The sequence below is a fragment of the Kitasatospora purpeofusca genome, assembly GCF_000718025.1.
Lineage (GTDB): Bacteria > Actinomycetota > Actinomycetes > Streptomycetales > Streptomycetaceae > Kitasatospora > Kitasatospora purpeofusca.
The window spans coordinates 79,055-104,068 of sequence record NZ_JODS01000004.1; the positions used below are offsets into that span (position 1 = coordinate 79,055).

Annotated in this window: 19 protein-coding genes; 9 read left to right on the top strand and 10 right to left on the bottom strand. The window is 72.9% G+C overall.

Annotated features, from left to right (window positions below):
- The first annotated feature begins 117 nt into the window (after window positions 1-117).
- A complete protein-coding gene (locus IF01_RS0108795) occupies window positions 118-1,608 on the top strand; it encodes a maltokinase N-terminal cap-like domain-containing protein (protein WP_030392737.1) in 1,491 nt (496 codons plus the stop codon).
- 173 nt (window positions 1,609-1,781) lie between these two features.
- Entirely contained in the window at window positions 1,782-4,211 is a 2,430-nt protein-coding gene (gene glgB, locus IF01_RS0108800; RefSeq protein ID WP_375340974.1) for a 1,4-alpha-glucan branching protein GlgB, read from the top strand.
- Between the two features lie 57 nt (window positions 4,212-4,268).
- Here glgB and IF01_RS0108805 read toward each other — a convergent pair whose 3' ends face one another.
- Together IF01_RS0108805 and IF01_RS0108810 are read right to left on the bottom strand one after the other, a co-directional pair.
- Complete coding sequence (locus tag IF01_RS0108805) at window positions 4,269-5,276, bottom strand: hypothetical protein (protein WP_030392739.1); 1,008 nt, start codon at window positions 5,274-5,276, stop codon at window positions 4,269-4,271.
- Between the two features lie 49 nt (window positions 5,277-5,325).
- Window positions 5,326-5,874 (bottom strand): SigE family RNA polymerase sigma factor, encoded by a 549-nt coding sequence (locus IF01_RS0108810; RefSeq protein WP_030392740.1) that lies wholly within the window; start codon window positions 5,872-5,874, stop codon window positions 5,326-5,328.
- 155 nt (window positions 5,875-6,029) lie between these two features.
- Here IF01_RS0108810 and IF01_RS0108815 point away from each other — a divergent pair, with 155 nt between their 5' ends.
- From IF01_RS0108815 to pyk, 4 genes are all read left to right on the top strand, one after another.
- Window positions 6,030-6,704: a hypothetical protein gene (locus tag IF01_RS0108815; protein WP_043468849.1), complete on the top strand. Its 675-nt coding sequence runs from the start codon at window positions 6,030-6,032 to the stop codon at window positions 6,702-6,704.
- 109 nt (window positions 6,705-6,813) lie between these two features.
- Window positions 6,814-8,946: a phosphate acetyltransferase gene (pta, locus tag IF01_RS0108820; RefSeq protein ID WP_030392742.1), complete on the top strand. Its 2,133-nt coding sequence runs from the start codon at window positions 6,814-6,816 to the stop codon at window positions 8,944-8,946.
- Entirely contained in the window at window positions 8,939-10,153 is a 1,215-nt protein-coding gene (locus IF01_RS0108825; RefSeq protein ID WP_030392743.1) for an acetate kinase, read from the top strand. Before pta ends, IF01_RS0108825 begins: the two co-directional genes overlap by 8 nt.
- Window positions 10,154-10,247: 94 nt before the next feature.
- Complete coding sequence (gene pyk, locus IF01_RS0108830; protein WP_030392744.1) at window positions 10,248-11,675, top strand: pyruvate kinase; 1,428 nt, start codon at window positions 10,248-10,250, stop codon at window positions 11,673-11,675.
- 81 nt (window positions 11,676-11,756) lie between these two features.
- Here pyk and IF01_RS0108835 read toward each other — a convergent pair whose 3' ends face one another.
- From IF01_RS0108835 to trxA, 4 genes are all read right to left on the bottom strand, one after another.
- Window positions 11,757-13,211: a hypothetical protein gene (locus IF01_RS0108835; protein WP_030392745.1), complete on the bottom strand. Its 1,455-nt coding sequence runs from the start codon at window positions 13,209-13,211 to the stop codon at window positions 11,757-11,759.
- A complete protein-coding gene (locus IF01_RS0108840) occupies window positions 13,208-13,819 on the bottom strand; it encodes a DUF6114 domain-containing protein (RefSeq protein ID WP_030392746.1) in 612 nt (203 codons plus the stop codon). Before IF01_RS0108840 ends, IF01_RS0108835 begins: the two co-directional genes overlap by 4 nt.
- 126 nt (window positions 13,820-13,945) lie before the next feature.
- The gene (locus tag IF01_RS0108845) at window positions 13,946-14,611 is read right to left on the bottom strand and encodes a DUF6230 family protein (RefSeq protein WP_030392747.1); all 666 of its coding nucleotides are present in this window, start codon (window positions 14,609-14,611) and stop codon (window positions 13,946-13,948) included.
- 612 nt (window positions 14,612-15,223) lie between these two features.
- Entirely contained in the window at window positions 15,224-16,219 is a 996-nt protein-coding gene (gene trxA, locus IF01_RS0108850; RefSeq protein WP_030392748.1) for a thioredoxin, read from the bottom strand.
- A 538-nt stretch (window positions 16,220-16,757) separates the two neighbouring features.
- On the opposite strand from trxA, the gene IF01_RS0108855 reads away from it, so the two are divergent.
- Window positions 16,758-17,318 carry a TetR/AcrR family transcriptional regulator gene (locus IF01_RS0108855; protein ID WP_051741366.1) on the top strand — a complete coding sequence of 187 codons (561 nt, stop codon included), beginning with the start codon at window positions 16,758-16,760 and terminating at the stop codon, window positions 17,316-17,318.
- 111 nt (window positions 17,319-17,429) lie between these two features.
- On the opposite strand, the gene icmA is transcribed toward IF01_RS0108855, so the two are convergent.
- From icmA to IF01_RS0108870, 3 genes are all read right to left on the bottom strand, one after another.
- Window positions 17,430-19,115, bottom strand: a complete 1,686-nt coding sequence (icmA, locus tag IF01_RS0108860) for a coenzyme B12-dependent isobutyryl-CoA mutase large subunit (RefSeq protein WP_030392750.1) — start codon at window positions 19,113-19,115, stop codon at window positions 17,430-17,432.
- A gap of 219 nt (window positions 19,116-19,334) precedes the next feature.
- Complete coding sequence (locus tag IF01_RS0108865; RefSeq protein ID WP_030392751.1) at window positions 19,335-19,676, bottom strand: DUF3817 domain-containing protein; 342 nt, start codon at window positions 19,674-19,676, stop codon at window positions 19,335-19,337.
- 75 nt (window positions 19,677-19,751) lie between these two features.
- Window positions 19,752-20,291 carry a MarR family winged helix-turn-helix transcriptional regulator gene (locus tag IF01_RS0108870; protein WP_030392752.1) on the bottom strand — a complete coding sequence of 180 codons (540 nt, stop codon included), beginning with the start codon at window positions 20,289-20,291 and terminating at the stop codon, window positions 19,752-19,754.
- A gap of 499 nt (window positions 20,292-20,790) precedes the next feature.
- Here IF01_RS0108870 and IF01_RS0108875 point away from each other — a divergent pair, with 499 nt between their 5' ends.
- Both IF01_RS0108875 and IF01_RS0108880 read left to right on the top strand, forming a co-directional pair.
- A complete protein-coding gene (locus tag IF01_RS0108875) occupies window positions 20,791-22,428 on the top strand; it encodes a M4 family metallopeptidase (protein WP_030392753.1) in 1,638 nt (545 codons plus the stop codon).
- A 444-nt stretch (window positions 22,429-22,872) separates the two neighbouring features.
- Window positions 22,873-24,480: a M4 family metallopeptidase gene (locus IF01_RS0108880; RefSeq protein WP_030392754.1), complete on the top strand. Its 1,608-nt coding sequence runs from the start codon at window positions 22,873-22,875 to the stop codon at window positions 24,478-24,480.
- Between the two features lie 103 nt (window positions 24,481-24,583).
- Here IF01_RS0108880 and IF01_RS0108885 read toward each other — a convergent pair whose 3' ends face one another.
- Entirely contained in the window at window positions 24,584-24,907 is a 324-nt protein-coding gene (locus IF01_RS0108885) for a DUF3817 domain-containing protein (RefSeq protein ID WP_078879831.1), read from the bottom strand.
- Window positions 24,908-25,014 lie beyond the last annotated feature (107 nt).

A 25,014-nucleotide genomic window follows, 5' to 3' on the forward strand; every position in this document is an offset into this window, starting at 1 on the left:
TGACACCCGGGCCCAGCGCTCGCGTGCCGCGCCGCCGCGCCGCCGCAATCCGGAAGACTGACGGACCCGGCCAGACCCGTCGGGCGATCCGCCCAGCTCCTCCGGGGAAAGGGAGTCATGTCCGAAACCTCCCGTTCGCAAGTCCCCCTGCACCAGGACGCCTCCGCCGGCCCCGCCGCGCCGGCCGTCCCGCGGGGTACCGGGGTCCGGAGGACCGCCCTGGGGGTGAGCGAACTCGTCCAGGCGGCGCTGCCGCTGATCGCCGAGTGGCTACCCACCCAGCGCTGGTACGCCGGGAAGGGACGGCCGATCACCGGCCTCACCCCCGTGGTCGGCACCCCCCTCCAGGTCGGCGACCCCGCCCTGCTGCACCTGCTGCTCCGGGTCGAGCACGCCGCCACCGCCGGAGCACCGCACGGCGACCTCTACCAACTGCTGCTCGGCATCCGCTCGCAGGGCCCGGCCGGCATCGAGCCGACCGCCGTCCTCGGCCGCCTCACCCAGGGCCCCTACGACGGGGCGACGCTCTTCGACGCGGTGCACGATCCGGAGCTCACCGGGCGGCTGCTGGAGCACCTGGCCACCGGCGACCGGTTCGGCGCACTGTCGTTCCGCCGCACCCCCGGCTCCGGACTGCCCACCAACCTGCCCGGGCGGGCCTCCACCGCCGAGCAGTCCAACAGCTCCGTCATCTACGGCACCTCGTACATCCTGAAGGTGTTCCGCCGCGTCCACCCCGGCACCAACCCCGACCTGGAACTCTCGCTCGCGCTCTCCCGGGCCGGTTCGACCCGCATCCCCCGGGTCGCCGCCTGGTTCGAGAGCCGGCTGGAGCGCGCCGAGCCGGCCACCCTCGGGCTGCTCCAGCGCTACCTCCCGGAGGCCGAGGACGGCTGGGAGCTCGCCCTCGACCAGGTCGGCCGACTGAAGGGCGACCCCTCCCCCGGCAACTTCGCGATCGAGGCGCACCGGCTCGGCCGGGCCACCGCCGAGGTCCACCGGGTGCTCTCCCGGTCGATGCCGGTGGCCCGGCTGGACCGGGGGCAGACCCGGCAGCTGGCCACCGCGATGGCCGACCGGCTGGACAGCGCGGTCGCCGCCGTCCCGGGGCTGATGCGCTACCGGGGCGCCCTGCGCTCGGCCTTCGGCCAGATGGCCGACGCCCACCCGGACGGCCTGGCGGTCCAGCGGATCCACGGCGACCTGCACCTCGGCCAGGCCATGCGCACCCCGCACGGCTGGGTGCTGCTGGACTTCGAGGGCGAGCCGGCCAAGTCGGTCGCCGAACGGCGCGAACCGCAGACCGCACTGCGGGACGTCGCCGCGATGCTCCGCTCCTTCGACTACGCCGCAGCCCACCTGCTGGCCGGCGGGCCGCCCGACCCGGAACTCGCGCACCTCGCCGCCGCCTGGGCGCAGCGCAACCGCACCGCCTTCTGCGCCGGCTACACCGCGGGCGGCGGCACCGACCCGGCGGCCTCGCCGGAGCTGATGCGCGCGCTGGAGATCGACAAGGCGGTGTACGAGGTGGTCTACGAGGCCAGGCACCGGCCGAGCTGGCTGCCGATCCCGCTGGCCGCGATCAACCGGCTCGCGCTCACCGTCTGATCCGCGGCGCCCCCTCGCCGGCCGGTCCGGTCCCCGCCCCACCGGGGGCCACCCCCTCCTCCTCCCCCGTTCCGCCGCCGGTGCCCCTCCCCGCCCCGGCGCCGACGGGCCCCGCCGCCCCGCATCCGCCGCCCCGCCCCCGATTCCGCGCCCCGCTCCAGGAGGTCCTCGCCGTGACGCCGCTCGACCCGCCAGGCCGCACCATCCGCACCGTGCCGGCCACCTTCCTGGCCGGCCCGGACGCCCCGAAGCGCGACCCCGCGGCCGCCCGACGGGCCGAGCCGGGGCCGACCGGGCCCGCCCCCGCCGCGACCGCCACCGCCACCGTGCCCCCGCCCGCACCCGAGCCCGCGCCCGCACCGGTGTCCGCACCCCTCGGCGACGCGGCCGTCCCCGGGACCACCGGGGCGCTGCGGCTGCCCGAGGCCCCGCTGCCGCCCGGCGAGGTGGACCGGCTGGTCGGCGGCCAGCACCACGACCCGCACGCCCTGCTCGGCGCCCACCCCGTCAACGGCGGCACCGCGATCCGGGTGCTCCGTCCCTTCGCCGACCGGGTCCTGGTGGAGACCGACCAGGGCTCCGTCGAACTCACCCACCAGCAGGGCGGCCTGTTCACCGGCCTGCTGGCCGCCCCCGAGGCCCCCGACTACCGGCTGCTGGTCGACTACCCGGGCGCCGAACCGCTGCGCCAGCACGACGGCTACCGCACCCCGCCCACCCTCGGCGAACTCGACCTGCACCTCATCTCCGAGGGCCGGCACGAGCAGCTCTGGCAGGCCCTCGGCTCGCACGTGCGCACGGTCGGCGGAGTGACCGGCACCGCGTTCGCGGTCTGGGCGCCGAACGCCGCCGGGGTGCGGCTGATCGGCGACTTCAACCACTGGAACGGCACCGGGCACCCGATGCGCTCGCTCGGCTCCTCCGGCGTCTGGGAACTCTTCGTCCCCGACATCGGCGAGGGCACCCACTACAAGTACGAGATCCACACCCGGCACGGCCAGGTGCTCGACAAGGCCGACCCGCTGGCCCGGGCCGCGCAGCTGCCGCCCGGCACCGCCTCGGTCGTCACCAGCTCCTCCTACCGCTGGCAGGACGGCGACTGGATGGCCCGCCGGGCCCGCACCGCGCACCACCGCGCCCCGATGTCGGTCTACGAGCTGCACCTGGCGTCCTGGCGGCCCGACCTCACCGACTATCGCGCGATCGCCGCCGAACTCCCGGCGTACCTGAAGGAGTTGAACTTCACCCATGTGGAGTTCATGCCGGTGATGGAACACCCCTTCGGCGGCTCCTGGGGCTACCAGGTGTCCGGCTACTACGCGCCCACCTCCCGGCTCGGCGGCCCCGACGACTTCCGCTTCCTGGTCGACACCCTGCACCAGCACGGCATCGGCGTGATCGTCGACTGGGTGCCCGCGCACTTCCCCAAGGACGACTTCGCGCTGGCCCGCTTCGACGGCGAGCCGCTGTACGAGCCGGCCGACCCGCTGCGCGCCGAGCACCCGGACTGGGGCACCCTGGAGTTCGACTACGGCCGGGTCGAGGTGCGCAACTTCCTGGTGGCCAACGCGGTCTACTGGTGCGAGGAGTTCCACGTCGACGGCCTGCGGGTGGACGCCGTCGCCTCGATGCTCTACCTCGACTACTCGCGCGAGGGCGGCGCCTGGACCCCCAACCAGTACGGCGGGCGGGAGAACCTCGACGCGGCCGCCTTCCTCCAGGAGATGAACGCCACCGTCTACCGGCGCTGCCCGGGGGTGATCACCGTCGCCGAGGAGTCCACCGCCTGGGACGGCGTCACCCGGCCCACCGACCGGGGCGGACTCGGCTTCGGCCTGAAGTGGAACATGGGCTGGATGCACGACTCGCTGGTCTACATGGGCAAGGACCCGATTCACCGGCGGTTCCACCACAACGAGATCACCTTCTCGATGGTGTACGCCTGGTCGGAGAACTACATCCTGCCGATCTCCCACGACGAGGTGGTGCACGGCAAGCAGGCGCTGGTCTCCAAGATGCCCGGCGACTGGTGGCAGCAACGCGCCAACCACCGCGCCTACCTCGGCTTCATGTGGGCCCACCCCGGCAAGCAACTCCTGTTCATGGGACAGGAGTTCGCCCAGGGCGCCGAATGGGACCACGAGCAGGGCCCGCAGTGGTGGGTGCTCGACGAGCAGTGGCCGGCCCACCTGGAGCACCTCGGCGTGCGCCGCCTCGTCCGCGACCTCAACGGGCGCTACCTGGACACCCCGGCCCTGTGGGAGCAGGACAGCGTCCCGGCCGGCTTCAGCTGGCTCGACGGCGGCGCCGCCGAGGACAACCTGCTCTCCTTCGTCCGGTACGCCGCCGACGGCACGCCGCTGGTCGCGGTCTGCAACTTCTCCCCCGTCGTCCGGCACGGCCGCCGGGTCGGCCTGCCCGCGCTGACCGGCCGCGACCAGCTGTGGGAGGAGGCGCTCAACACCGACGCCGCGGCCTACGGCGGCAGCGGGATCGCCAACTCGCACCCGGTGAAGTCGGAGGCCGTCGAGTGGGACGGCCAGCCGCGCAGCGCCGAGCTGGTGCTGCCGCCGCTGTCGACCGTCTGGCTCCGCCCGGTCTGACGGGCCGTTCCGGGCCGCCGCTCCGCCCCCGTGGCGCGGAGCGGCGGCCCTGGCGTGTCAGGGGCCGGCCGGGGGGAACGCAGGCAGGGTCACAGGACCGGAGAGGGGCCCGTCCAGCGGCGGGGGCTTGGGGGCCGAAGGCCCGGTGGGCGAGGGCAGGGCGGGCGAGGGTGAGGCGCCGCCGCTCTCCTGCCTCGTCCAGGGCCTCGGGAAAGTAGTGGGGTCGAAGGGGCCCACCGTCCAGCTTTCGACCCCGTTGGTCCCCGACCCGGCGGTGTGCACCGTGACGACGGGGTACTTCGGAATCGCGGCCAGGACCCCCGTCCACCGCTGGTCCGTCACCACCTCGGCCATCCGGTCCGGCGTCAGCGGCGGGTCGACCCGGGTGATGCCGGCCCCCTGCTCCAACGGCTCGCGGTTCCACTCCTGCAGCAGCAGCTCGTAGCCGCTCTTCGTGTCCAGCTTGGCGGACCACATCTTCGCCCCGGCCGGCTCGCCGTCCCGGGTGCCGGCCTGGTACAGCACCACCAGGGACCCGTCCGCGGTGACGCTCTGGGTGCAGGTGTCGGGCGCGGTGGCGTAGGCGCAGCCGTCGCCGTTGTCGGGCACGCTCCGGCCGTGTGTGATCGAGAACAGGTACTGCACCAGGCCGCTCCCGTCGTCGTGAGTCAGCCGGATCTGTGGGGAGCCGCTCTCCGTGCCCCGCGCCTCGCCGACCTGGACCACGCTCCCGGCCGGCAGCAGCGGGGTGAACAGGTCGAGGAACTCCTGGCCGGACACCGGCGCCGCGGTCGCCCCGGCGGACGGCGTGCCGGCGGCCGCGACCCGGCCGGTGCCGCCGCCGGGCAGGTCGGCCACCGCCACCCCGCCGACGCCGACCAGGGCCAGCGCGGCGGCGCCGGCCACCATCGCCGCCCGCCGCCGGCGGCGCAGCCGGCGGCCGTACGACCAGGCGGTGTCGACCAGCGGCACGGTCTCGGTGTGGAAGGTCTCCCCCGCCCGGGCCATCGCCGCGGAGAAGTCCTGCTCGTACTGGGTGTCGGGAAGCTCCCGGTCTTCGGACATGCTGAACCACCGTTTCAGGTCGGTCGATGATGAAGGTGGGCGGGTCGGCTCAGTGGTCGGCGAGTTCGCGCAGGTCGTCGCCGAGCACGGCGCGGATCCGGCCCAGCGCCCGGACGGTCTGCGTCCGGACGGCGCCCGGGCTGCGGCGCAGCACCTCGGCGGTCTGCTCGACGCTGCGGTCCTCCCAGAAGCGCAGGACCAGCACCGCCCGGTCGCGCGGCGCGAGCCGGGCGAGCGCGTCGACCAGGGCCAGCCGCAGCGCCGGGTCGCTCTCCCGGGCGGCGGAGTCCGGCACCGAGTCCACGGGCCGCTCGCCGCTGCTGCGCCGGCTGCGGTGCGACAGGAAGGCCCGCACCAGGACGGTGTGCGCGTAGCCGGCCGGGTTGTCGATCCGCTCGCGCGGAACGAGCCAGGAGGTGCGGTGCCACTGGGCGTAGATCCGCCCGAGCGCCTCCTGGACCAGGTCCTCCGCCAGGTGGGTGTCACCGCCCACGAGCAGGCAGGCGGTGCGGTACAGGTGCGGGGTCCTCGCCGTCGCGAAGGCCCGGAAGTCGTCGTCCCGGCCCGCCTTCGTCCGTAGCTGACTCTCTCGTGCCATCCGCCGGGCTCCCCTGCCTCGTTTTCCCCTACACCTGAATGACCTGCGGACGGCCGGGCACGTTACAGGCACCCGCCGAATTCCCTTCGCCCGCCCGTGCGGCCTCGCGGCTAGGCTCCCCGCCGGGGACGTCGGTGGGGACCGGGGGGAGCTTCGTGGGGACGGTGCTGGGGTGGGGGTACGTGCTGCTGCCGCTGGTCTGCTGGGCGGTGCTGGCGCGGACCAGGGCGGTCGGGGCGGTGGTCGCCGGGGTACTGGCCGCGCTGGCGGTCGTCCCGGTGGGCCTGGAGTACGGGTGGTTCCACAGCCGGGCCGTCGCGGAGTCCCAGGCCGGCTATCCGCTCGCCGCGGGGCTGGTCGTGCTGCTCGGCTCCCTGGCCGAGCACCTGCGGCGCGGCCACCGGCCCGCCGGCGGGTCCGGCCGGACGACCGCCGCGATCGCCCTGACCGCCGCGCACGCGCTGCTCGGCCTCGTGATCGGCCTGCTCTACCAGCTCGCCGTCCACGAGCCCTTCTCGCCCGAGCGGTCCGAGCTGGCGCTGCCGCCCGGCCTCGCCGTCGCGCACGACAGCGGTCCCGACCGCGACTGCGGTCTGCACACCTGTCTGCGCGAGCTGACGGTGGTGAGCACCGAGGGCCTGCCCGCCACCGAGGTGGCCCGGCGGCTGCGGGAGCGGCTGACGGCGGAGGGCTGGCGCACCCGGCCGGACCTCGTCCTGGCCCACCGGCACGGGTGGCTGCTGGACAAGCGGACCACCCTGCTGTCCATCGCCGAGCGGCCGGCCGGGGTCGCCGTCGAACTCGCCGGGACGGACCGCTCCCCCTGGTGACCTTCGGCCCTTGCTCCCGCGCGACCGCTCCGCTCGCCGACGCACGTTCACGGTGCGAATGTATGGTCGATATGACCACTTCCTGAGACGACGGGACGGAGAGAACCGCGTGGCGCGCAGCGTGTACGTGACCGGGATCGACCGGGGCGACGGCCGGCAGGCGGTGGAGCTCGGGGTCATGGAGCTGCTCACCCGCCAGGTGGACCGGGTCGGGGTGTTCCGTCCGCTGGTGCACGCCTCCGCGCAGGGCGCCGCCGGCCCCGACCACGTGGTCGAGCTGCTGCGGGCCCGCTACCGGCTGGACCTGCCGGCCGCCGACCTCTACGGCCTCGACTACGAGGCGGCCGCCGCGCTGCAGGCCGCCCAGGGCCAGGACGAGCTGGTCTCGGTACTGGTGGACCGGTTCCGGGCGCTGGAGCGCCGCTGCGAGGCGGTGCTGGTGCTGGGCACCGACTTCGCGGACACCAACATCCCCGACGAGCTGGCCTTCAACGCCCGGCTGGCGAACGAGTTCGGCGCCGCCGTGCTGCCGGTGGTGGGCGGCCACGGCGAGGACGCGGACGCGGTGATCGCCGAGGTCCGCAACGCCCACCGGGCGTACACCGACCTCGGCTGCGAGACCCTGGCGATGGTCGCCAACCGGGTCGCCCCGGCGGCCAAGCAGCCGGTGCAGCGCAAGCTGACCGAGAAGCTGCCGATCCCCGCCTACGTCATCCCCGAGGAGCCGGCGCTGGCCGCGCCGACCGTCGCCCAGCTGGTCGAGGCCACCGGCGCCGAGGTGCTGATCGGCGACTCCTCCGGTCTCGCCCGGGACGTGCGCGGCTTCGTCTTCGGCGGCGCCATGCTGCCGACCTTCCTGGACGCGCTGACCGAGGGGGCGCTGGTCGTCACCCCCGGCGACCGGGCCGATCTGGTGATCGGCTCGCTGGCCGCGCACGCCGCCGGCGCCCCGCCGATCGCCGGGGTGCTGCTCACCCTCGGCCAGCACCCCGGCCCGAACGTGATGGCACTCGCCGCCCGGCTGGCGCCCGGCACCCCGGTGGCGGTCGTCCCGGAGGGCAGCTGGCTCACCGCCGCCGCCCTGACCCATCTGGAGGGCAAGCTCTCCTCGGCCAGCCCCCGGAAGGCCGAGATCGCCCTCGGGCTGTTCGAACTGCACGTGGACACGGCCGAGTTGACCAACCTGATCGAGGTCGGCCGGTCCGAGCGGGTGACCCCGATGATGTTCGAGCACGCGCTGCTGGAGCGGGCCAGGGCGGCCCGCCGGCACGTGGTGCTGCCGGAGGGCACCGAGGACCGGGTGCTGCGCGCCGCCGAGATCCTGCTGCGCCGCAACATCTGCGACCTCACCCTGCTGGGCGAGACCGACGCCGTCCGCCGCAAGGCCGCCGCCCTGGGCATCGCGCTGCCGGAGCCGGACGCCGGGGCCGACCGCGCCCAGGTGCGGATCGTCGACCCGGCCACCAGCCCGCTGCGCCGCCAGTTCGCCGAGCTGTACGCCAAGCTGCGGGCGCACAAGGGCATGACCGTGGAACTGGCCCTGGACGTGGTCACCGACGTCTCCTACTTCGGCACCCTGATGGTCCAGGAGGGCATCGCCGACGGCATGGTCTCCGGCGCGGTGCACTCCACCGCCGCCACCATCCGGCCCGCGTTCGAGGTGATCAAGACCTCGCCGGGCGCGTCCATCGTCTCCAGCGTCTTCTTCATGTGCCTGGCGGACAAGGTGCTGGTCTACGGCGACTGCGCGGTCAACCCGGACCCGGACGCCCAGCAGCTGGCCGACATCGCCATCCAGTCGGCCGCCACCGCCGCCCAGTTCGGGGTCGAGCCGAGGGTCGCGATGCTGTCCTACTCGACCGGCACCTCCGGCTCCGGGGCGGACGTCGACAAGGTCCGCAAGGCCACCGAGCTGGTCCGCGAGCTGCGCCCGGACATCCTGGTCGAGGGTCCGATCCAGTACGACGCGGCGGTGGACGAGTACGTCGCGGCGACCAAGCTGCCGGGATCGGCGGTGGCCGGCCGGGCGACCGTGCTGATCTTCCCGGACCTCAACACCGGCAACAACACCTACAAGGCGGTGCAGCGCTCGGCGGGCGCGGTCGCCGTCGGACCGGTGCTCCAGGGGCTGCGCAAGCCGGTCAACGACCTGTCGCGCGGCGCGCTGGTGCAGGACATCGTGAACACGGTGGCGATCACCGCCATCCAGTCCCAGGAGCGTAAGGAGCTCAAGGGTGAGTGAGGGTACCCGGGTCCTGGTGCTGAACGCCGGCTCCTCGTCGGTGAAGTACCAGCTGATCGACATGCTGGACGGCGCCCGGCTGGCCTCCGGCCTGGTCGAGCGGATCGGCGAGACCGGCGGCCGGCTGGTGCACACCCCGCGCGCCGGCGCCGAGCGGGAGGCCGCCCAGGCCTTCCCCGACCACGGCGCGGCCCTCAAGGCGGTCGCCGAGGAGCTGGCCGCCGACGGCCTCGGCCTGGACTCCCCCGAGCTGGCCGCGATCGGCCACCGGGTGGTGCACGGCGGGCTGCGGTTCACCGAGCCGACCGTGATCACCGACGAGGTGCTGCGGGAGATCCGTCGGCTGATCCCGGTGGCGCCGCTGCACAATCCGGCCAACATCACCGGCATCGAGGTGGCCCGCGCGCTGCGCCCCGACCTGCCGCAGGTGGCCGTCTTCGACACCGCCTTCCACGCCTCGATGCCGGAGTACGCCGCCCGGTACGCGATCGACCGGGCGGTGGCCGACGAGCACCGGGTGCGCCGCTACGGCTTCCACGGCACCTCGCACCAGTACGTCTCGCGGGCCACCGCGCGGCTGCTCGGCAAGGACCCGGCCGAGGTCAATGTGATCGTGCTGCACCTGGGCAACGGCGCCTCCGCCTCGGCGGTGAGCGGCGGGCGCTGCGTCGACACCTCGATGGGCCTGACCCCGCTGGAGGGCCTGGTCATGGGCACTCGTTCGGGTGATATCGACGCCGGGGTGGTCTTCCACCTGCACCGGGTCGGCGGCCTGTCGGTCGACGAGATCGACGACCTGCTCAACCGCCGCAGCGGGCTGCTGGGCCTGTGCGGCGACAACGACATGCGCGAGATCATGCGGCGCGCCGACGAGGGGGACGCGGACGCCCGGCTGGCCTTCGACGCCTACATCCACCGGCTGCGCAAGTACATCGGCGGCTACTACGCGGTGCTCGGCCGGGTGGACGCGATCGCCTTCACCGCCGGGGTCGGGGAGAACGCGGCGCCGGTGCGGGCGGCGGCCGCGGCCGGACTGGAGGAGCTGGGCATCGCCGTCGACCCGGAGCTCAACTCGGTACGCTCGCGCGAGCCGAGGATCATCTCGCCGCAGTACGGGCGGGTGGCGGTCGCCGTCGTCCCGACCGACGAGGAGCTGGAGATCGCCCGGCAGACCTTCGCCCTGGTGCACCGATCGGCCGAAAACTGACCCCTCGTCGTCTCGCTCCGCGGAATCCTTCGTCGGCGATTCCTTTCCATTCGGGCCGAATGCACCCATAACACGAACGGATAGACTGATCGATATGCGCCGAGCGAAAATTGTCTGCACCCTGGGTCCCGCGACGGACTCCTACGAACAGCTGAAGGCCATCGTCGAGGCGGGCATGAACGTCGCCCGACTGAACATGAGCCACGGCACCCACGCGGACCACGAGGAGCGGTACCGCAAGGTCCGCCAGGTCTCGGAGGACACCGGCAAGGCCATCGGCGTCCTGGCCGACCTCCAGGGTCCCAAGATCCGTCTGGCGACCTTCGCCAACGGCCCGGTGACCGTCGACAACGGCGACGAGTTCACCATCACCACCGAGGACGTCCCCGGTGACCAGCACATCTGCGGGACCACCTACAAGGGCCTGCCCGGCGACGTCAAGCCCGGCGACCCGGTCCTGATCAACGACGGCGTCATCGCCCTGGAGGTCGTCAGCGTCGACGGCCCGCGGGTGAGGACCGTGGTCGTCGAGGGCGGCGTGCTCTCGAACAACAAGGGCATCAACCTCCCTGGCGCGGCCGTCAACGTGCCCGCCCTGTCCGAGAAGGACAAGGACGACCTGCGGTTCGCGCTCCGTCTGGGCGTCGACATGGTCGCGCTGTCCTTCGTCCGCAACGCCGCGGACGTCAAGGACGTGCACGCGGTCATGGACGAGGTCGGCATCCGGGTGCCGGTCATCGCCAAGATCGAGAAGCCGCAGGCCGTCGAGGCCATGGAGGAGATCGTCCTCGCCTTCGACGCGATCATGGTGGCGCGCGGCGACCTGGCCGTCGAGTACCCGCTGGAGCGGGTGCCGCTGGTCCAGAAGCAGCTGATCACCCTGGCCCGCCGGAACGCCAAGCCGGTCATCGTCGCCACCCAGATGATGGAGTCGATGATCCACGCCTCGCGCCCCACCCGCGCCGAGGTCTCCGACGTCGCCAACGCCATCCTGGACGGCACCGACGCGGTCATGCTGTCCGCCGAGTCCAGCGTCGGCAAGTACCCGGTCGAGACCGTCCGCACCATGAGCCGGATCTGCGAGAAGGCCGAGGAGGAGCTGCTCTCCCAGGGCCTCCAGCCGCTCAACCCGGGCCGCAAGCCGCGCACCCAGGGCGGCTCGATCGCCCGCGCCGCGTGCGAGCTGGGCGACTTCCTCAACGGCAAGGCGCTGGTCGCGTTCACCAAGTCCGGTGACACCGCGCGCCGGCTGTCCCGCTACCGCTCGCCGATCCCGGTGATCGCGTTCACCCCGGACAACGCCACCCGCAACCAGCTCTCGCTGAGCTGGGGCGTCGAGGCCCACGTCACCGAGCAGGTCGGCTCGACCGACGCGATGGTGGCCCAGGTCGACGGCGAGCTGCTCCGCATCGGTGAGCTGGACGAGGGCGACACCGTCATCGTCACGGCCGGCTCCCCGCCCGGTATCCCCGGCAACACCAACATGGTCCAGGTCCACCACCTGGGCACCCGCAGCGCGTAAGCGGCGCGGAACAAACGCCCGTGGGGCGGTCCCTCCGACGAGGAGGGGCCGCCCCACGGGCGTACGCGGGTCCGGGCCGGGTCAGGCCGCCCCGGGGTACGGCTGGTCGTCGTTGTAGAGCTTCATGCCGGGGATCTTCAGCGTCCCGCCGAACTGGCCCGACTGGATCGCGGTGACCCCGGTCAGCTCGATCCACAGCGGCACCTGGAGCTGGCCGATCAGGTCGTACAGCCACTGCGGCAGCGGCCCGTCCGGGGTGAGGGTCAGCTCGCCCAGGTCGATCGGGATCGGCAGGCCGAGCACCTTGGCCAGGTGGCCGGAGAGCCGCTCGACGTACATGACGACCGGGCCCTTGCGCATCGTCGAGACCGAGCCGGGCGCGCCCTTCACATGGAAGGTCTTGCCGTTCCCCTGCAGCGTCGTCATGTGCAGGTTCTCGATGTCGACCGTCTCCACCTCGAACTTCAGCACCCGCTTGGTGCCGGTCGGCGTCTGGACGTTGACCACGCCCAGCAGCACCGCGTGGTTCAGGGTGAGCCGGCTGGTCTGGAGGGTCCAGTTCTGGTCCGGCACCAGGATCGGGTTGTCCGGCGGCTTGCCGGCCGGGCTCAGCGCCTTGGAGTCGACCAGGCAGTTCGGGTCCTTCGACGGGGTGCCCGAGGCGGACGGCGTCGCCGAGGGGGCCCCGGCGGCGGGCTTCGCGGACGCCTTGCCGGACGTCTTCGCGGAAGCCGACGCGGAGGGCGCCGCGCCGCCGGTGGCCGGGGCGCCGGTCGAGGGCGCGGCGGTGGGCTTCGGGCTCGTCGGCGCGGTCGTGCCCGGCGCGGTCGTGGCCGGCGCGGTGGCGGCCGGGGCGGTGGTGGCCGGCGCGGTCGGCGTGGCGGGGTTGGCCGGGGCGGCCGAGGACGAGGTGCCCGACGCGGCGGGCGCGGGAGCGGCCGGGGCGACGGCGTGGGTCCCGGCGGAGGGGCTCGCGGTGGCCGTCGGGCTCGGCGCGCCGCCCGGGTGGAGCAGATCGGCGACCCCGCCGACGATGTCGCCTATGAGTCCGGCCTGGACGACCCCGCCGCCGCTGCCCGCCGTACGGGCCTTGGTGGCGGCCGGCTCCGGCGCGACCGGGGTGGCCGCCGGAGCGGTCGCGGCGGGCGCGGCCGGAGCGGTCTCGGCGGGCGGCGTCGCGGGCACCGTCGTCGGCCCGGTCCCGGGTGCGGCCGTCGGCTCGGGCGCGGCGGTGGCCGGCGCCTCGGGGAGCGGGACGGACGGGCCGGGGATCGGCGGCGGCAGCTCGCTCTTGGGCACCGGTGTCTCGGCGACCTTCGGCGGCGCGTCCGGGGCGGTGGCGCACGGCTTGCTGGCCGTGGTCTCCGCGATCGCCGGGTTCGGCGTGTAGGTGGCGGCCATCAGCAGCGCGGTCGGCACCGCCGCCATCGCCAGCGCCCGGCCGCGCAGCCGGAGCCGCACGGGTGTGCGGGGCGCCGCGTGCCGGGGCGAACGGTGCTCCGCCGGCTCGGGACGCTCCTCGCGCGGGTCACTCACCGGACCTCCTTGGGCTCCGCGGCCTGCTGCGCCGGAATGCTTCCCCCGGCGGCGGGCTGCTCGGCGGCGGCCTCGGCGGCCGGCTCCTCGGTGACCGGCTCCTCCGCGACGGGCGCGGCGGCGGGCTGCTCGGTGGCGACGGACTCGGCCGTCGTCCCCTCGGCCGCCCCGGGCGCCTCGGCCGCGGTGGCGACCGCCGGCTCGGGCAGCTTGGCCCACGCCATCATCAGTCCGCCGCCGATCAGCCCCGGCAGCAGCGCCATGCCGAATCCGGCGAGGTTGGAGACCGGGATCGACACCAGCGTCAGCAGCGTGGTGGCGACACCCGCGAAGATCCGGACGGCGGGCTGGAACCAGGCGGTGAGCCCGAGAATGATCAGCAGCACGCCGATGATCAGCGAACCGGCGCCCGCCGTGGTCGACATGGCGATGGTCACGCCGCCCAACGACAGGTGGGCGTAGGGGAAGTACAGGATCGGGACGCCGGCGATCATGGCCAGCAGGCCGCCCCAGAAGGGCCTGGAGCGACGGAAGTCACGGAAGCCCCGCCAGAACGCCCCGACCAGGTTCCGATGTTCGGGCCGAGCCTCGGCCGTTGCGCTGGACATGGTGCAGCTCCTCGATGTCTCTACGAGGGAAGAACTGTGATGTCGGGCCGGGGGCGGTCTTCGCCGCCCCCGGCCCGTGGGAACCCGTCACTCGGGCGTGCCGGTGGGCACGCCGTCAGCTGGGGCTCAGAAGCACTCGTTGCCCGCGCCGTCGCCGCTCTTGAGCTTGAGGCTCAGGCCGTTGAGCACGAAGGTGCCGGCCGAGGTGGCGCGCGCGGTCTGCTTGACGTCGGTCAGCACGGCCTGCTTGGCCGCCTGGGAGAAGCCCACCGCGCCGGTCGGGAGCTTCGCGCCGGCCTCCTTCAGCGCCGGGTGGCCGTGCCAGCCCTGCGTGGCCGAACCGGTGAGGGTGGAGGCGTCCTGGCCGATGTTGATGTCGGTGAAGGTCGCGTCGGCGTCCAGCTGCTCCAGGTCGATCAGCAGGTTGTGCGCGGTGACCGGCTTCTTCTCGTCGTTGCCGGCGTTCAGCTGGAGGGTGATCTTGCCGAGGCCGAGGCGCGACAGGTCGGTGACGACCGACTGGCAGAGGTTGTGGATCTCGGCGTCGTCGAAGGCCGAGACTGCGACCGGGTGCAGCGTTCCGTTGGCCTCGACGTCGACCGCGCCGAACTGGGCGAAGTTGTCGCCCTTCAGGTACGAGGTCTTCACCTTGAACTGCTGGCCGGAGACGCTGAACGACGCGGCGAGCGCGCTGTTGGCGATGGAGACACCGACCATCGCGGTGGCCGCGATGCTCGGGACCATCACCAGGGCGAAGCGCTTCCAGCGGGTCTTGCCGTGGGTCTGGGACATGCGTGTCCTCCTTCTGGACGTACATCTCCGGCTCCCCGGTGGCGCGTCCCGCGTCAATGGGGGCCTGGGATGGGAGAGAGCTACGTCCTCGGTAGCGGAGAGCGCCGTGGCAACACGGGCGATCCCCCCGAGCGACAACCAGTGACCGCGCGGGCAGCGCGGCCTTGCGAAGGACAGGAACCGCCGTGGGAGCGGATACCCCCCTGCCTTCTCGCCGGCGGCGGGGCCGTCGGCAGCCCGGTGGGGATCCCCTACGTCGGGTCCGCAGACCGGCTGCCGGCGGAGGTCGAATCGTGGGGACCGGGCGTGCCGATGCTGCTCGAATCCCGGGCTGAGCACAAGAGGTCGCATTACTGACGGGTAATCCCATACGAGCCGAAACGATCATGGAATCGGCGGGAAAAGCACGCAGAGTGACGAAATGGAGGATTCGTGAGGGCGAAATCCCTCGGAAACATCAGCGAAACACCCGTGGACGGTCACATGTCGTGACCGTCCACGGGTGTTGTCAAGATTTGGTAAACCTCAGCCGCGATGACCGGATTGTCGCCAAATCACCAGGCGGCACCGCAGGTCATCCGCCGTGTCACCGGCCGGACTTGGAGCGCGGGATCAGAACAGCACCCGGGCCAGCGCCTGACGTGCCGCGGTGACCCGCGGGTCCTCGGTGCCGATCACCTCGAACAGCTCCAGCAGCCGCAGCCGGACCGCGTCCCGGTCCTCGCCGAAGGTCTTGCCCACCGTCACCACCAGCCGGCCGAAGGCGTCCTCGACATGCCCGCCGACCAGGTCCAGGTCGGCCGCCCCCAGCTGGGCCGCGACGTCCTTGGGGTCGGCGGCCGCGGCCGCCCGGACCGCCTGCGGGTCCAGCCCCTCGACCCGGTGCAGCAGCTGCGCCTGGGCCAGGCCGAGCCGGGCCTCGGTGTTGCCCGGCTGCTCGACCAGCACGTTCTTGTAGGCCTGGACGGCGCCGGCCAGGTCGCCCCGGTCCAGCGCGTCGTGGGCGGCGGAGAGCGCCGGGTCCTCCGACCGCTGCGGAGCGGCGGCCTCGACGCCCTCGGCCGGAGCGCCGGCGCCGCCGACGATGCCGAAGCGCTGCTCGGCGACCAGGATCAGCTGGTCCAGCACCTTGCGGACGTTGGCCTCGTTCTCGGCGCCCTGGAACAGCGGCACCAACTGGCCGGCCACCACGGCCATCACGGCCGGGATGCCCTGGATGCCGAACTGCTGGGCGATCAGCTGGTTGGCGTCCACATCGATCTTGGCGAGCACGATCCGGCCGGCGTACTCCTCGGCCAGGCGCTCCAGGATCGGGCTGAGCTGCTTGCAGGGCCCGCACCACTCGGCCCAGAAGTCGACGACCACCGGCACCTCGGTGGACCGCTGGACGACCTCGGTCTCGAAGGTGTCCTCGGTGACGTCGATAACGAGCTCGTAGCCGGCCCCGGCCGGGGCGACCCCGGCCTCCTCGGCGGCGGCCGACTGGCGGGCCCGCTCGGCCCTGGCCTGCTCGGCCTTCTGGGCAGCCTCGCCGGCTGCCTTCACTGCGGCGAGGTCGACCGCGCCACGCAGGGCGGCACTGTTGAGACGAGAATTCCGTGGCTGCATGGCACTATCCTCCCCCGCTCGCGCCGCCGGTGGGCACCAACCTCCCGGAAATCGCCCCGCGCGGGCTGCGCGGTCCCGATTCCCGAAGCGGTGGACCCACCTCCGAGTAGCCTGAACCGTTCGGCGCGGATCCCCATCCGCGCCCGCGCCGCTCCCGTCCCACGGGGACGCGGCGCCTGGTCGTCGCTTTCGCTACGAGTCGTAGCGTAACTGGATCGGGGCCACCCGCCGCAACCCCTATCGGCAGTCCCCCGACGTGAGCTGAGCCACTTTCCCGGGCGCCCCGGCTGACCTGGGTGCGGAGGAGTCGCTACCGTTACCGGTCCCACCCAAGTTACTTACCGGTAAATCGCAAGGAGGCCCGGTGCCGGCCCCCCAGCCACCCGTGACCCCGCCGCACGAGGTCCGCCCGGCCGAGGCCCCCCAGGACGCCCCCCGGGGCCCCGGGCTCCCGCCCCACGCCCGCCCCCCGGAGCCCCCCGAGGGGGGCGCGGCCCGGGCCAAGGGGCGGCCGCGCAGTGCCGCCGCCGACCGCGCCATTCTGGACGCCACCCGCGAGGCCCTCGCCGAACTCGGCTGGGGCGGACTGACCATGGGCCATGTCGCGACCAGGGCCGGGGTCGCCAAGACCACCCTGTACCGGCGCTGGCCGTCCAAGAACGAGCTGGTGGTCGACGCCGTCGCCAGCCTCTTCGACGAGCTGGTGATGCCCGACCTCGGCAGCCTGCGGGCCGACATCGAGGCGGTGGTGACCCAGTTCGCCGATCTGCTGGCCCGTCCGGAGACCCAGGCCGCGCTGCTCGCCCTGTTCGCCGAGGGCACCCGCGACCGCCAGCTGCGGCGGCGGATCCGGGAGGCGATCGTCGATCCGCAGAAGCGGCTGGTCCGGCAGGGCCGGGCCGCCGCCCAGACCCGGGGCGAGCTGGCCCCGGACTGCGACGAGGCCACCGCCCGCGAGGAGATCGACATCATCTTCGACACCATCGCCGGGACGGTCGAGCACCGGGTGCTGGTCAGCGGCGAGCCGATCACCCCGGAGTGGACCCGCCGGTTCACCGGCCTGCTGCTCGGCCCGTTCCCGAGCCTGCTCGGCGACTGAGGACGACTGAGGACGGCCGAGGACGACCGTGGACGACCAGGGGCGGCCGCGGGCACGCCGAAGGGCCGTCCGGCGCCGCAGGGCACCGGACGGCCCGACCGCTCACCCGCCCTAGAAGCGGGCGGTCTCCCGGTAGATGCCCCACTCCTCGCGCAGTGCGTTGCAGATCTCGCCGAGGGTCGCCTCGGCGCGCACCGCGTCCAGCATCGGCGGGATCATCGAGGCGCCGGACCGCGCGGCGGCCAGCATCGCGTCCAGCCCGGCCCGGACCGCGGCCTCGTCGCGGGCCGCCCGACGGGCGCCCAGCACCCGGACCTGCTCCCGCTCCACCTCGTGGCTGACCCGGAGGATCTCCAGCTCGGGGGTGACGCTGCGGGGGTGGCAGTTGACGCCGACGACCCGCTTCTCGCCCTTCTCCACCGACTGCTGGTACTGGAAGGCCGCCTCGGCGATCTCGCCGGTGAACCAGCCGTCCTCGATCCCGCGCAGGATGCCGGAGGTGATCTGGCCGATCGGGTGGTCCTCCCGGCCCTTGTCCAGGATCTTCCGGAAGATCTCCTCGGCCTGCTGCTCGATCCGGTCGGTCATCGCCTCGACGTACCAGGAACCGCCCAGCGGGTCGGCCACATTGGTGATGCCGGTCTCCTCCATCAGCACCTGCTGGGTGCGCAGGGCGATCTCGGCGGCCTGCTCCGAGGGCAGCGCCAGGGTCTCGTCCAGGGCGTTGGTGTGCAGCGAGTTGGTGCCGCCGAGCACCGCCGAGAGCGCCTCGACGGCGGTGCGGACCACGTTGTTGTACGGCTGCTGCGCGGTGAGCGAGACGCCGGCGGTCTGGGTGTGGAACCGCAGCCACTGGGCCTTGTCGGTCTTGGCGCCGAACCGCTCGCGCATCCAGCGGGCCCAGATCCGCCGGGCGGCGCGGAACTTGGCGATCTCCTCGAAGAAGTCCAGGTGCGCGTCGAAGAAGAACGACAGGCCCGGGGCGAAGACGTCCACGTCCAGGCCCCGGGAGAGGCCCAGTTCGACGTAGGCGAAGCCGTCGGCCAGGGTGTACGCGAGCTCCTGCGCGGCCGTCGCCCCGGCCTCGCGGATGTGGTAGCCGGAGACCGACAGCGGCTTGTAGGCCGGGATGCCCTCGGCGCAGTGGGCCATCAGGTCGCCGATCAGCCGCAGGTGCGGCTCGGGGGCGAAGAGCCACTCCTTCTGGGCGATGTACTCCTTGAAGATGTCGGTCTGCAGGGTGCCGTTGAGCACGGCCGGGTCGACGCCCTGCCGCTCGGCGGCCACCAGGTACATGCAGAAGATCGGCACGGCCGGGCCGCTGATCGTCATCGAGGTGGTGACCTCGCCGAGCGGGATGCCGCGGAACAGCACCTCCATGTCGGCGGCCGAGTCGATCGCCACACCGCAGTGGCCGACCTCGCCGAGCGAGCGCGCGTCGTCCGAGTCGTAGCCCATCAGGGTGGGCATGTCGAAGGCCACCGAGAGACCGCCGCCGCCCGCCTCCAGGATCATCCGGTAGCGCTCGTTGGTCTGCTCGGCGTTGCCGAAGCCGGCGAACTGCCGGATGGTCCACGTCCGGCCCCGGTAGCCGGTCGCGTGCAGGCCGCGGGTGTACGGGTACTCCCCGGGCCAGCCGATCCGCTCGAAGCCCTCGACGGCCTGCCCGGGGGCCGGGCCGTAGACCGGCTCGACCTCCTCCCCGGAGAGGGTGGTGAAGTCCGCGTCCCGCTTGCGGGCGCTGTCGTACCGCTGCTGCCAGCGCTGCCGTCCGCGCTCGATCTCCTCGGCGTCCATGACCCCGAACTCCGCTCCGTACGGCCGCCACACCAGCGGGCGGCACAGCTATTAGGACGTCCTACCAATTTACTCGGACGTCCTAGTATTTGTCGACGGACACCCGGCCAAGCGCACCGGGAGCATGCGAAAGGGCGCCCTCCCCCGGACGGGGAAGGGCGCCCTCGGCGGCCCGGACGGCCGCTGCGGCCTCGGCGCGACGGTCGGCGGCGGCGCCGCTCAGACGCCGGCCGGCTGGCGGGCGGCGTCGGCGGCGGAGGACCCGGCGGCCGCCTCGGCGACCACCTTGCGCTCGGCCACGAAGGAGGCGAACGGGATGCAGCCGGCGGCCAGGAAGAAGACCATCCGCCCCAGCGGCCACTTGAGCTTCTGGCCGAGCAGGAAGGTCACCACGAAGTACCCGATGTAGAGGTACCCGTGCAGCATCGCGACGTAGGTGGTCACGTCCTCGGCCGCGTGGAAGCCGTACTTCGCGACCATGAAACCGCAGAAGACCAGCAGCGCCACACCGGTCGCCAGGGCCAGGGCGCGGTACCAGCCCAGCAGGGGGGTCGCCTTCATTTCTGCATCGCCTCGCCAGTCAGCATCGGGGGGTACGTCCTGATCCGCGCACCGCTCCCACGAGGGTAGCCGCCCTCACGCCCCGCCCGGCGCAGGCCCCTCGCCCGGCAGCTCGGCGAAGTCGCCGGCCGCCACCCGCAGCGGGCGCAGCAGGTCGAACACCTCGCGGCACTGGCCGCCGTCGAACTCCTCCAGACCGAAGTCCATCGCCATGAGCTCCCCGGTGGCCCCCTCGACGACCTCGCGGCCCCGGTCGGTGATGGTGGCGAGCACGCCCCGGCCGTCCAGCGGATTGGGGCGGCGGGCGACCAGCCCGGCCCGCTCCAGGCGGTCGACGGTGTTGGTGACGCTGGTCGGGTGGACCATCAGGCGCTCGCCGATCTTGGAGAGCGACAGCTCGCCGGTCCGGCTGAAGGTGAGCAGGACCAGCGCCTCGTAGCGGGCGAAGGTCAGCCCGTACGGCTTGAGCACCGCGTCCACACGGGAGAGCAGGATCTGGTGGGCCCGCATGATCGAGGTGATCGCCGCCATCGCGGGGACGGCTCCCCAACGGCGGGTCCACAGCTCGTCGGCACGGGCGATCGGGTCGAAGTCGAGTGCGAGGGGCTTGGCCACCCGCCAACCGTACCGGCGGGAGCGGCCGGTGCTACCAGTCGTCCTGAGGGATGGACAAGCGCGACACGTGGCGGGATCACGCCAACGGGTCCGTCAGGTCCGTACCAGCACGTTGCGGGGGTGTGAACGGGTACCAACCGTTCCGCGGCCGGGGGCGGACGGGCCCCGGGCGGCCCGCGGACGGCATCGGCGCCGCTACCGGGCGGCGGTTCGGACCGGAACCCGCGACAGGGACAGGGGATTCACCCCTTTCCTCACTCTGTTCACGTTCCGCCACATTGGCGAGACCTGGCCAATCCATGAACAAGACCTGTCATTTCACTTGTTGGATTGTCATGCTTTCGGCCAGCCCCGTCCGGTGGCCACCGCCCCACTCACCGGTGACCACCGTGGACCGCACGGAGCAGCACGTCAGCGCCCGTTCCGCCCCTAAGGTGCCAACCCCGGCACCCCGGAGCGAGGCGCGACCGCGCACGCGGTTTCCCGGAAGGACCTGTACGTGAAGCGATCGCTCGCAGCCGGCGCCGTACTCTCCGCCACCGCCCTCCTCACCGGCGTCATCCAGGTGAGCACCGCCGCCCAGGCCACTCCCACCCCCTCGGCCCAGGCCCAGGCCGCCGAGCACCGGGCCGGCCTGATCGCCCTGGCGAACGGCGAGACCGGTCCGCTGACCAAGGCCCTCGGCCTCGGCGGCAAGGAGACCCTGGTGGCCAAGGACGCCGTGGTGGACGCCGACGGCACCCGCCACCTCCGCTTCGAGCGCACCTACGCCGGACTCCCGGTGCTGGGCGGCGACCTGGTCGTGCACCAGGCCGCCGGCGGCGCCGTCGAGGCCGTGGACAAGGCCGTCACCGCGCCGATCGCGGTGGCGAGCCTGACCCCGGCGATCCCGGCCGACAAGGCCGCCGCCCAGGCCTCCGGCGCGGTCGCCTCCAGCGTCGGCATCGCCGCCGACAAGGACGAGTCCCCGCTCGCCGAGGTGCACCAGACCGGTGCCGCCGAGCTGGTCGTCTGGGCCGCCGACGGCAACCCGCGGCTGGCGTACCGGACCACCGTCCAGGGCGTGCGCGCCGACGGCACCCCGAGCAGCCAGCTGCTGGTCACCGACGCCGCCTCCGGCGAGGTGCTGTCCACGCACGAGCAGGTGCAGACCGCCGCCGGCACCGGCAAGGGCGTCTTCGTCGGCAGCGTCCCGCTGACCACCACCAAGAGCGGCTCCACCTACCAGCTGAAGGACGCCTCCCGCGGCGGGCAGTCCACCAGCGACCTCAAGGGCAAGACCACCGGCTCCGGCACCCTCTTCACCGACGCCGACAACGCGTGGGGCGACGGCACCGCCGCCAACCGCCAGTCGGCCGCGGTGGACGCGCAGTTCGGCGCGGCGGCCACCTGGGACTTCTACAAGAACACCTTCGGCCGCAGCGGCATCAAGAACAACGGCGTCGGCGCCACCAGCCGGGTCCACTACGGGCGCAACTACGTCAACGCGTTCTGGGACGACTCCTGCTTCTGCATGACCTACGGCGACGGCAGCGGCAACACCAACCCGCTGACCGCGCTGGACGTCGCGGGCCACGAGATGACCCACGGCGTCACCTCGGCCACCGCCGGCCTGAACTACTCGGGCGAGTCCGGCGGCCTCAACGAGGCCACCTCGGACATCTTCGGCACCATGGTCGAGTGGTCCGCGAACCTCCCCGCCGACAAGCCGGACTACCTCATCGGCGAGGAGATCGACATCAACGGCGACGGCACCCCGCTGCGCTACATGGACAAGCCCTCCAAGGACGGCGGCTCGGCCGACGCCTGGTCCTCCTCGGTCGGCAACCTGGACGTCCACTACTCCTCGGGCGTGGCCAACCACTTCTTCTACCTGCTGGCCGAGGGCAGCGGCGCGAAGACCATCAACGGCGTCGCGTACAACAGCCCGACCTCCAACGGCTCGACGCTCACCGGCATCGGCCGCGACAAGGCCGCGGCGATCTGGTACCGCGCGCTGACGGTCTACTTCACCTCGACCACCAACTACAAGGCGGCCCGTACCGGCACCCTGAGCGCCGCCAAGGACCTCTACGGCGCCGGCAGCACCGAGTACAACGCGGTCGCGGCCGCGTGGAGCGGCGTCAACGTCAACTGACGCGCGGTCCGACGGACGTCCGGGGCCCTCACTGGGAGGGGAGGCCCCGGACGTCCGTCCTTTTCCCCCGGCCGGCCCCTCTCCCCCGCGCGCCCGTCCCTTCCCCGCCCGCGTAGCAACACCGGCGGAGGCCGACAAGGGCCGCCGCTGGCGGGATCACGCCAGCGGACGAAAGCGGACAACCGGCACAACCGTCGCACGGCCACCACCCGTTCGGGCCGTGGCGAGACCTGGCCAATACCCGGTCGCTCCCTGTTGTTCGCCGAACTGACTTGTCATGCTTCTGCCCAAGCCCCGTCCGGACGTCCGTCGCCCCACCCACCGACGGACCGTCAGGCCGCACGGAGCAGCACGTCAACGCCCTACCGCCCCAAGGCGCCAACCCCGGCGCCCCGGTACGCGGCGTGACCGCGCACCCGCGGTTTCGTGGAAGGAACCCCGCACGTGAAGCGAAAGCTGACAGCCGGCGCCGTACTCTCCGCCTCCGCACTTCTGGCCGGCGCCATCCAGGTCGCCGCCGCCCCCGCCCAGGCCGCCCCCGTCCTGCAGCGCGACGCGATCATCTCCCTGGCCGGCCAGCAGGCCGCGCCGGTGGCGAAGGCCCTCGGCCTCGGCGGCCAGGAGCAGCTGATCGTCAAGGACGCGATCGTGGACGCCAACGGCACCCGCCACCTGCGCTACGACCGGACCTACGCCGGCCTGCCGGTCCTGGGCGGCGACCTCATCGTCCACCAGAAGGCGAACGGCACCGTCGCCTCGGTGGACCGCGCCTTCGACGGCCGGCTCTCGCTGCCGAGCCTCACCCCGAAGCTCTCCGCCGGCACCGCCTCCACCCAGGCCGTCGACTCGGTCCGGGCCACCGTCGGCATCGCCCCGGCCGACGAGGACGCGTCCCCGGTGAGCCGGGTCGACGGTGCGAGCAGCCCGACCCTGGTGGTCTGGGCGGGCGAGGGCACCCCGCGGCTGGCCTACCAGACCGTGGTCCACGGCGAGCGCGCCGACGGCACCCCGAGCAGCCAGCGACTGGTCACCGACGCCGCCACCGGCCAGCTGCTCTCCACCCACGAGGAGGTGCAGACCGCCACCGGCACCGGCAAGGGCGTGCACGTCGGGACGGTGACCCTGACCACCACCCAGAGCGGGTCCACCTACCAGCTCAAGGACGCCTCCCGCGGCAACCAGTGGACCGGCAACGCCAAGAACGGCAACGCGCTGTACACCGACGCCGACAACAACTGGGGCAACGGCACCGCCGCGGACACCCAGTCCGCCGCGGTCGACGCGCAGTTCGGCACCGGGGCGACCTGGGACTACTACAAGGCCAAGTTCAACCGGAACGGCATCAAGAACAACGGCGTCGGCGCCAGCAACCGGGTGCACTACGGCAACGCCTACGTCAACGCCTTCTGGCAGGACTCCTGCTTCTGCATGACCTACGGCGACGGCACCAACAACACCAACCCGCTGACCGCCATCGACGTGGCCGGCCACGAGATGAGCCACGGCGTCACGGCGGCGACCGCCAACCTCACCTACTCCGGCGAGTCCGGCGGCCTCAACGAGGCCACCTCGGACATCTTCGGCACCATGGTCGAGTGGTACGCCAACCTGCCCTCGGACGTGCCGGACTACCTGATCGGCGAGAAGATCAACATCTTCGGCAACGGTCAGCCGCTGCGCTACATGGACAAGCCCTCCAAGGACGGCTCGTCCAAGGACTCCTGGTACTCCGGGATCGGCAGCATCGACGTCCACTACTCCTCGGGCGTCGCGAACCACTTCTTCTACCTGCTGTCCGAGGGCAGCGGCGCCAAGGTGATCAACGGCGTCAGCTACAACAGCCCGACCTCCAACGGCTCCACGATCACCGGCATCGGCCGCGACAAGGCCGCCGCGATCTGGTACCGCGCGCTGACCACCTACTTCACCTCCAGCACCAACTACAAGGCCGCCCGCACCGGCACCCTGAACGCCGCCAAGGACCTCTACGGCGCCGGCAGCGTGGAGTACAACACGGTGGCCGCGGCCTGGAGCGCGGTGAACGTCAGCTAGTCGGGAACGGAACCACTCCCGGAAAAGCGACAGGCTGCCGGGGCCCACTGGGAGAGGGGGCCCCGGCAGCCTGTCGGCGTCGGGAGGGGTCGCGCGGGCCCGGTCAGGCCGCGACCGGCACCGCGGCCTTGCCCCCGGCGCGCTCCTCCTTGGCGAGCATCCGCTCGGCCACGAAGCCGCCGCCGGGCAGCACCGACAGCACGAACAGCACGGCACCGCGCTTGACGTCCCACTTCTGCGACTGCCAGGCCATGATCCAGAAGACCACGTAGAGGATGAACAGGATCCCGTGGACCATGCCCATCACCGGCACGCCGTTGAAGCTGGTGGTGCGCTTGAGCACCGAGCAGAGCAGCAGGAGCAGGAACGAGACCCCTTCGGGGCCGGAGACCAGGCGCAGGCGGTGGACGGCGCTGCTGTTCACGATGGGTACCTCGATACGGGGGCTCGGAGATCGCTTGTGAACCGGCTCACAAGCATCCGCCCCATTATCACCGAGCACATGTCCGAACCCGCCCCCGGGGGTGCGGGGAG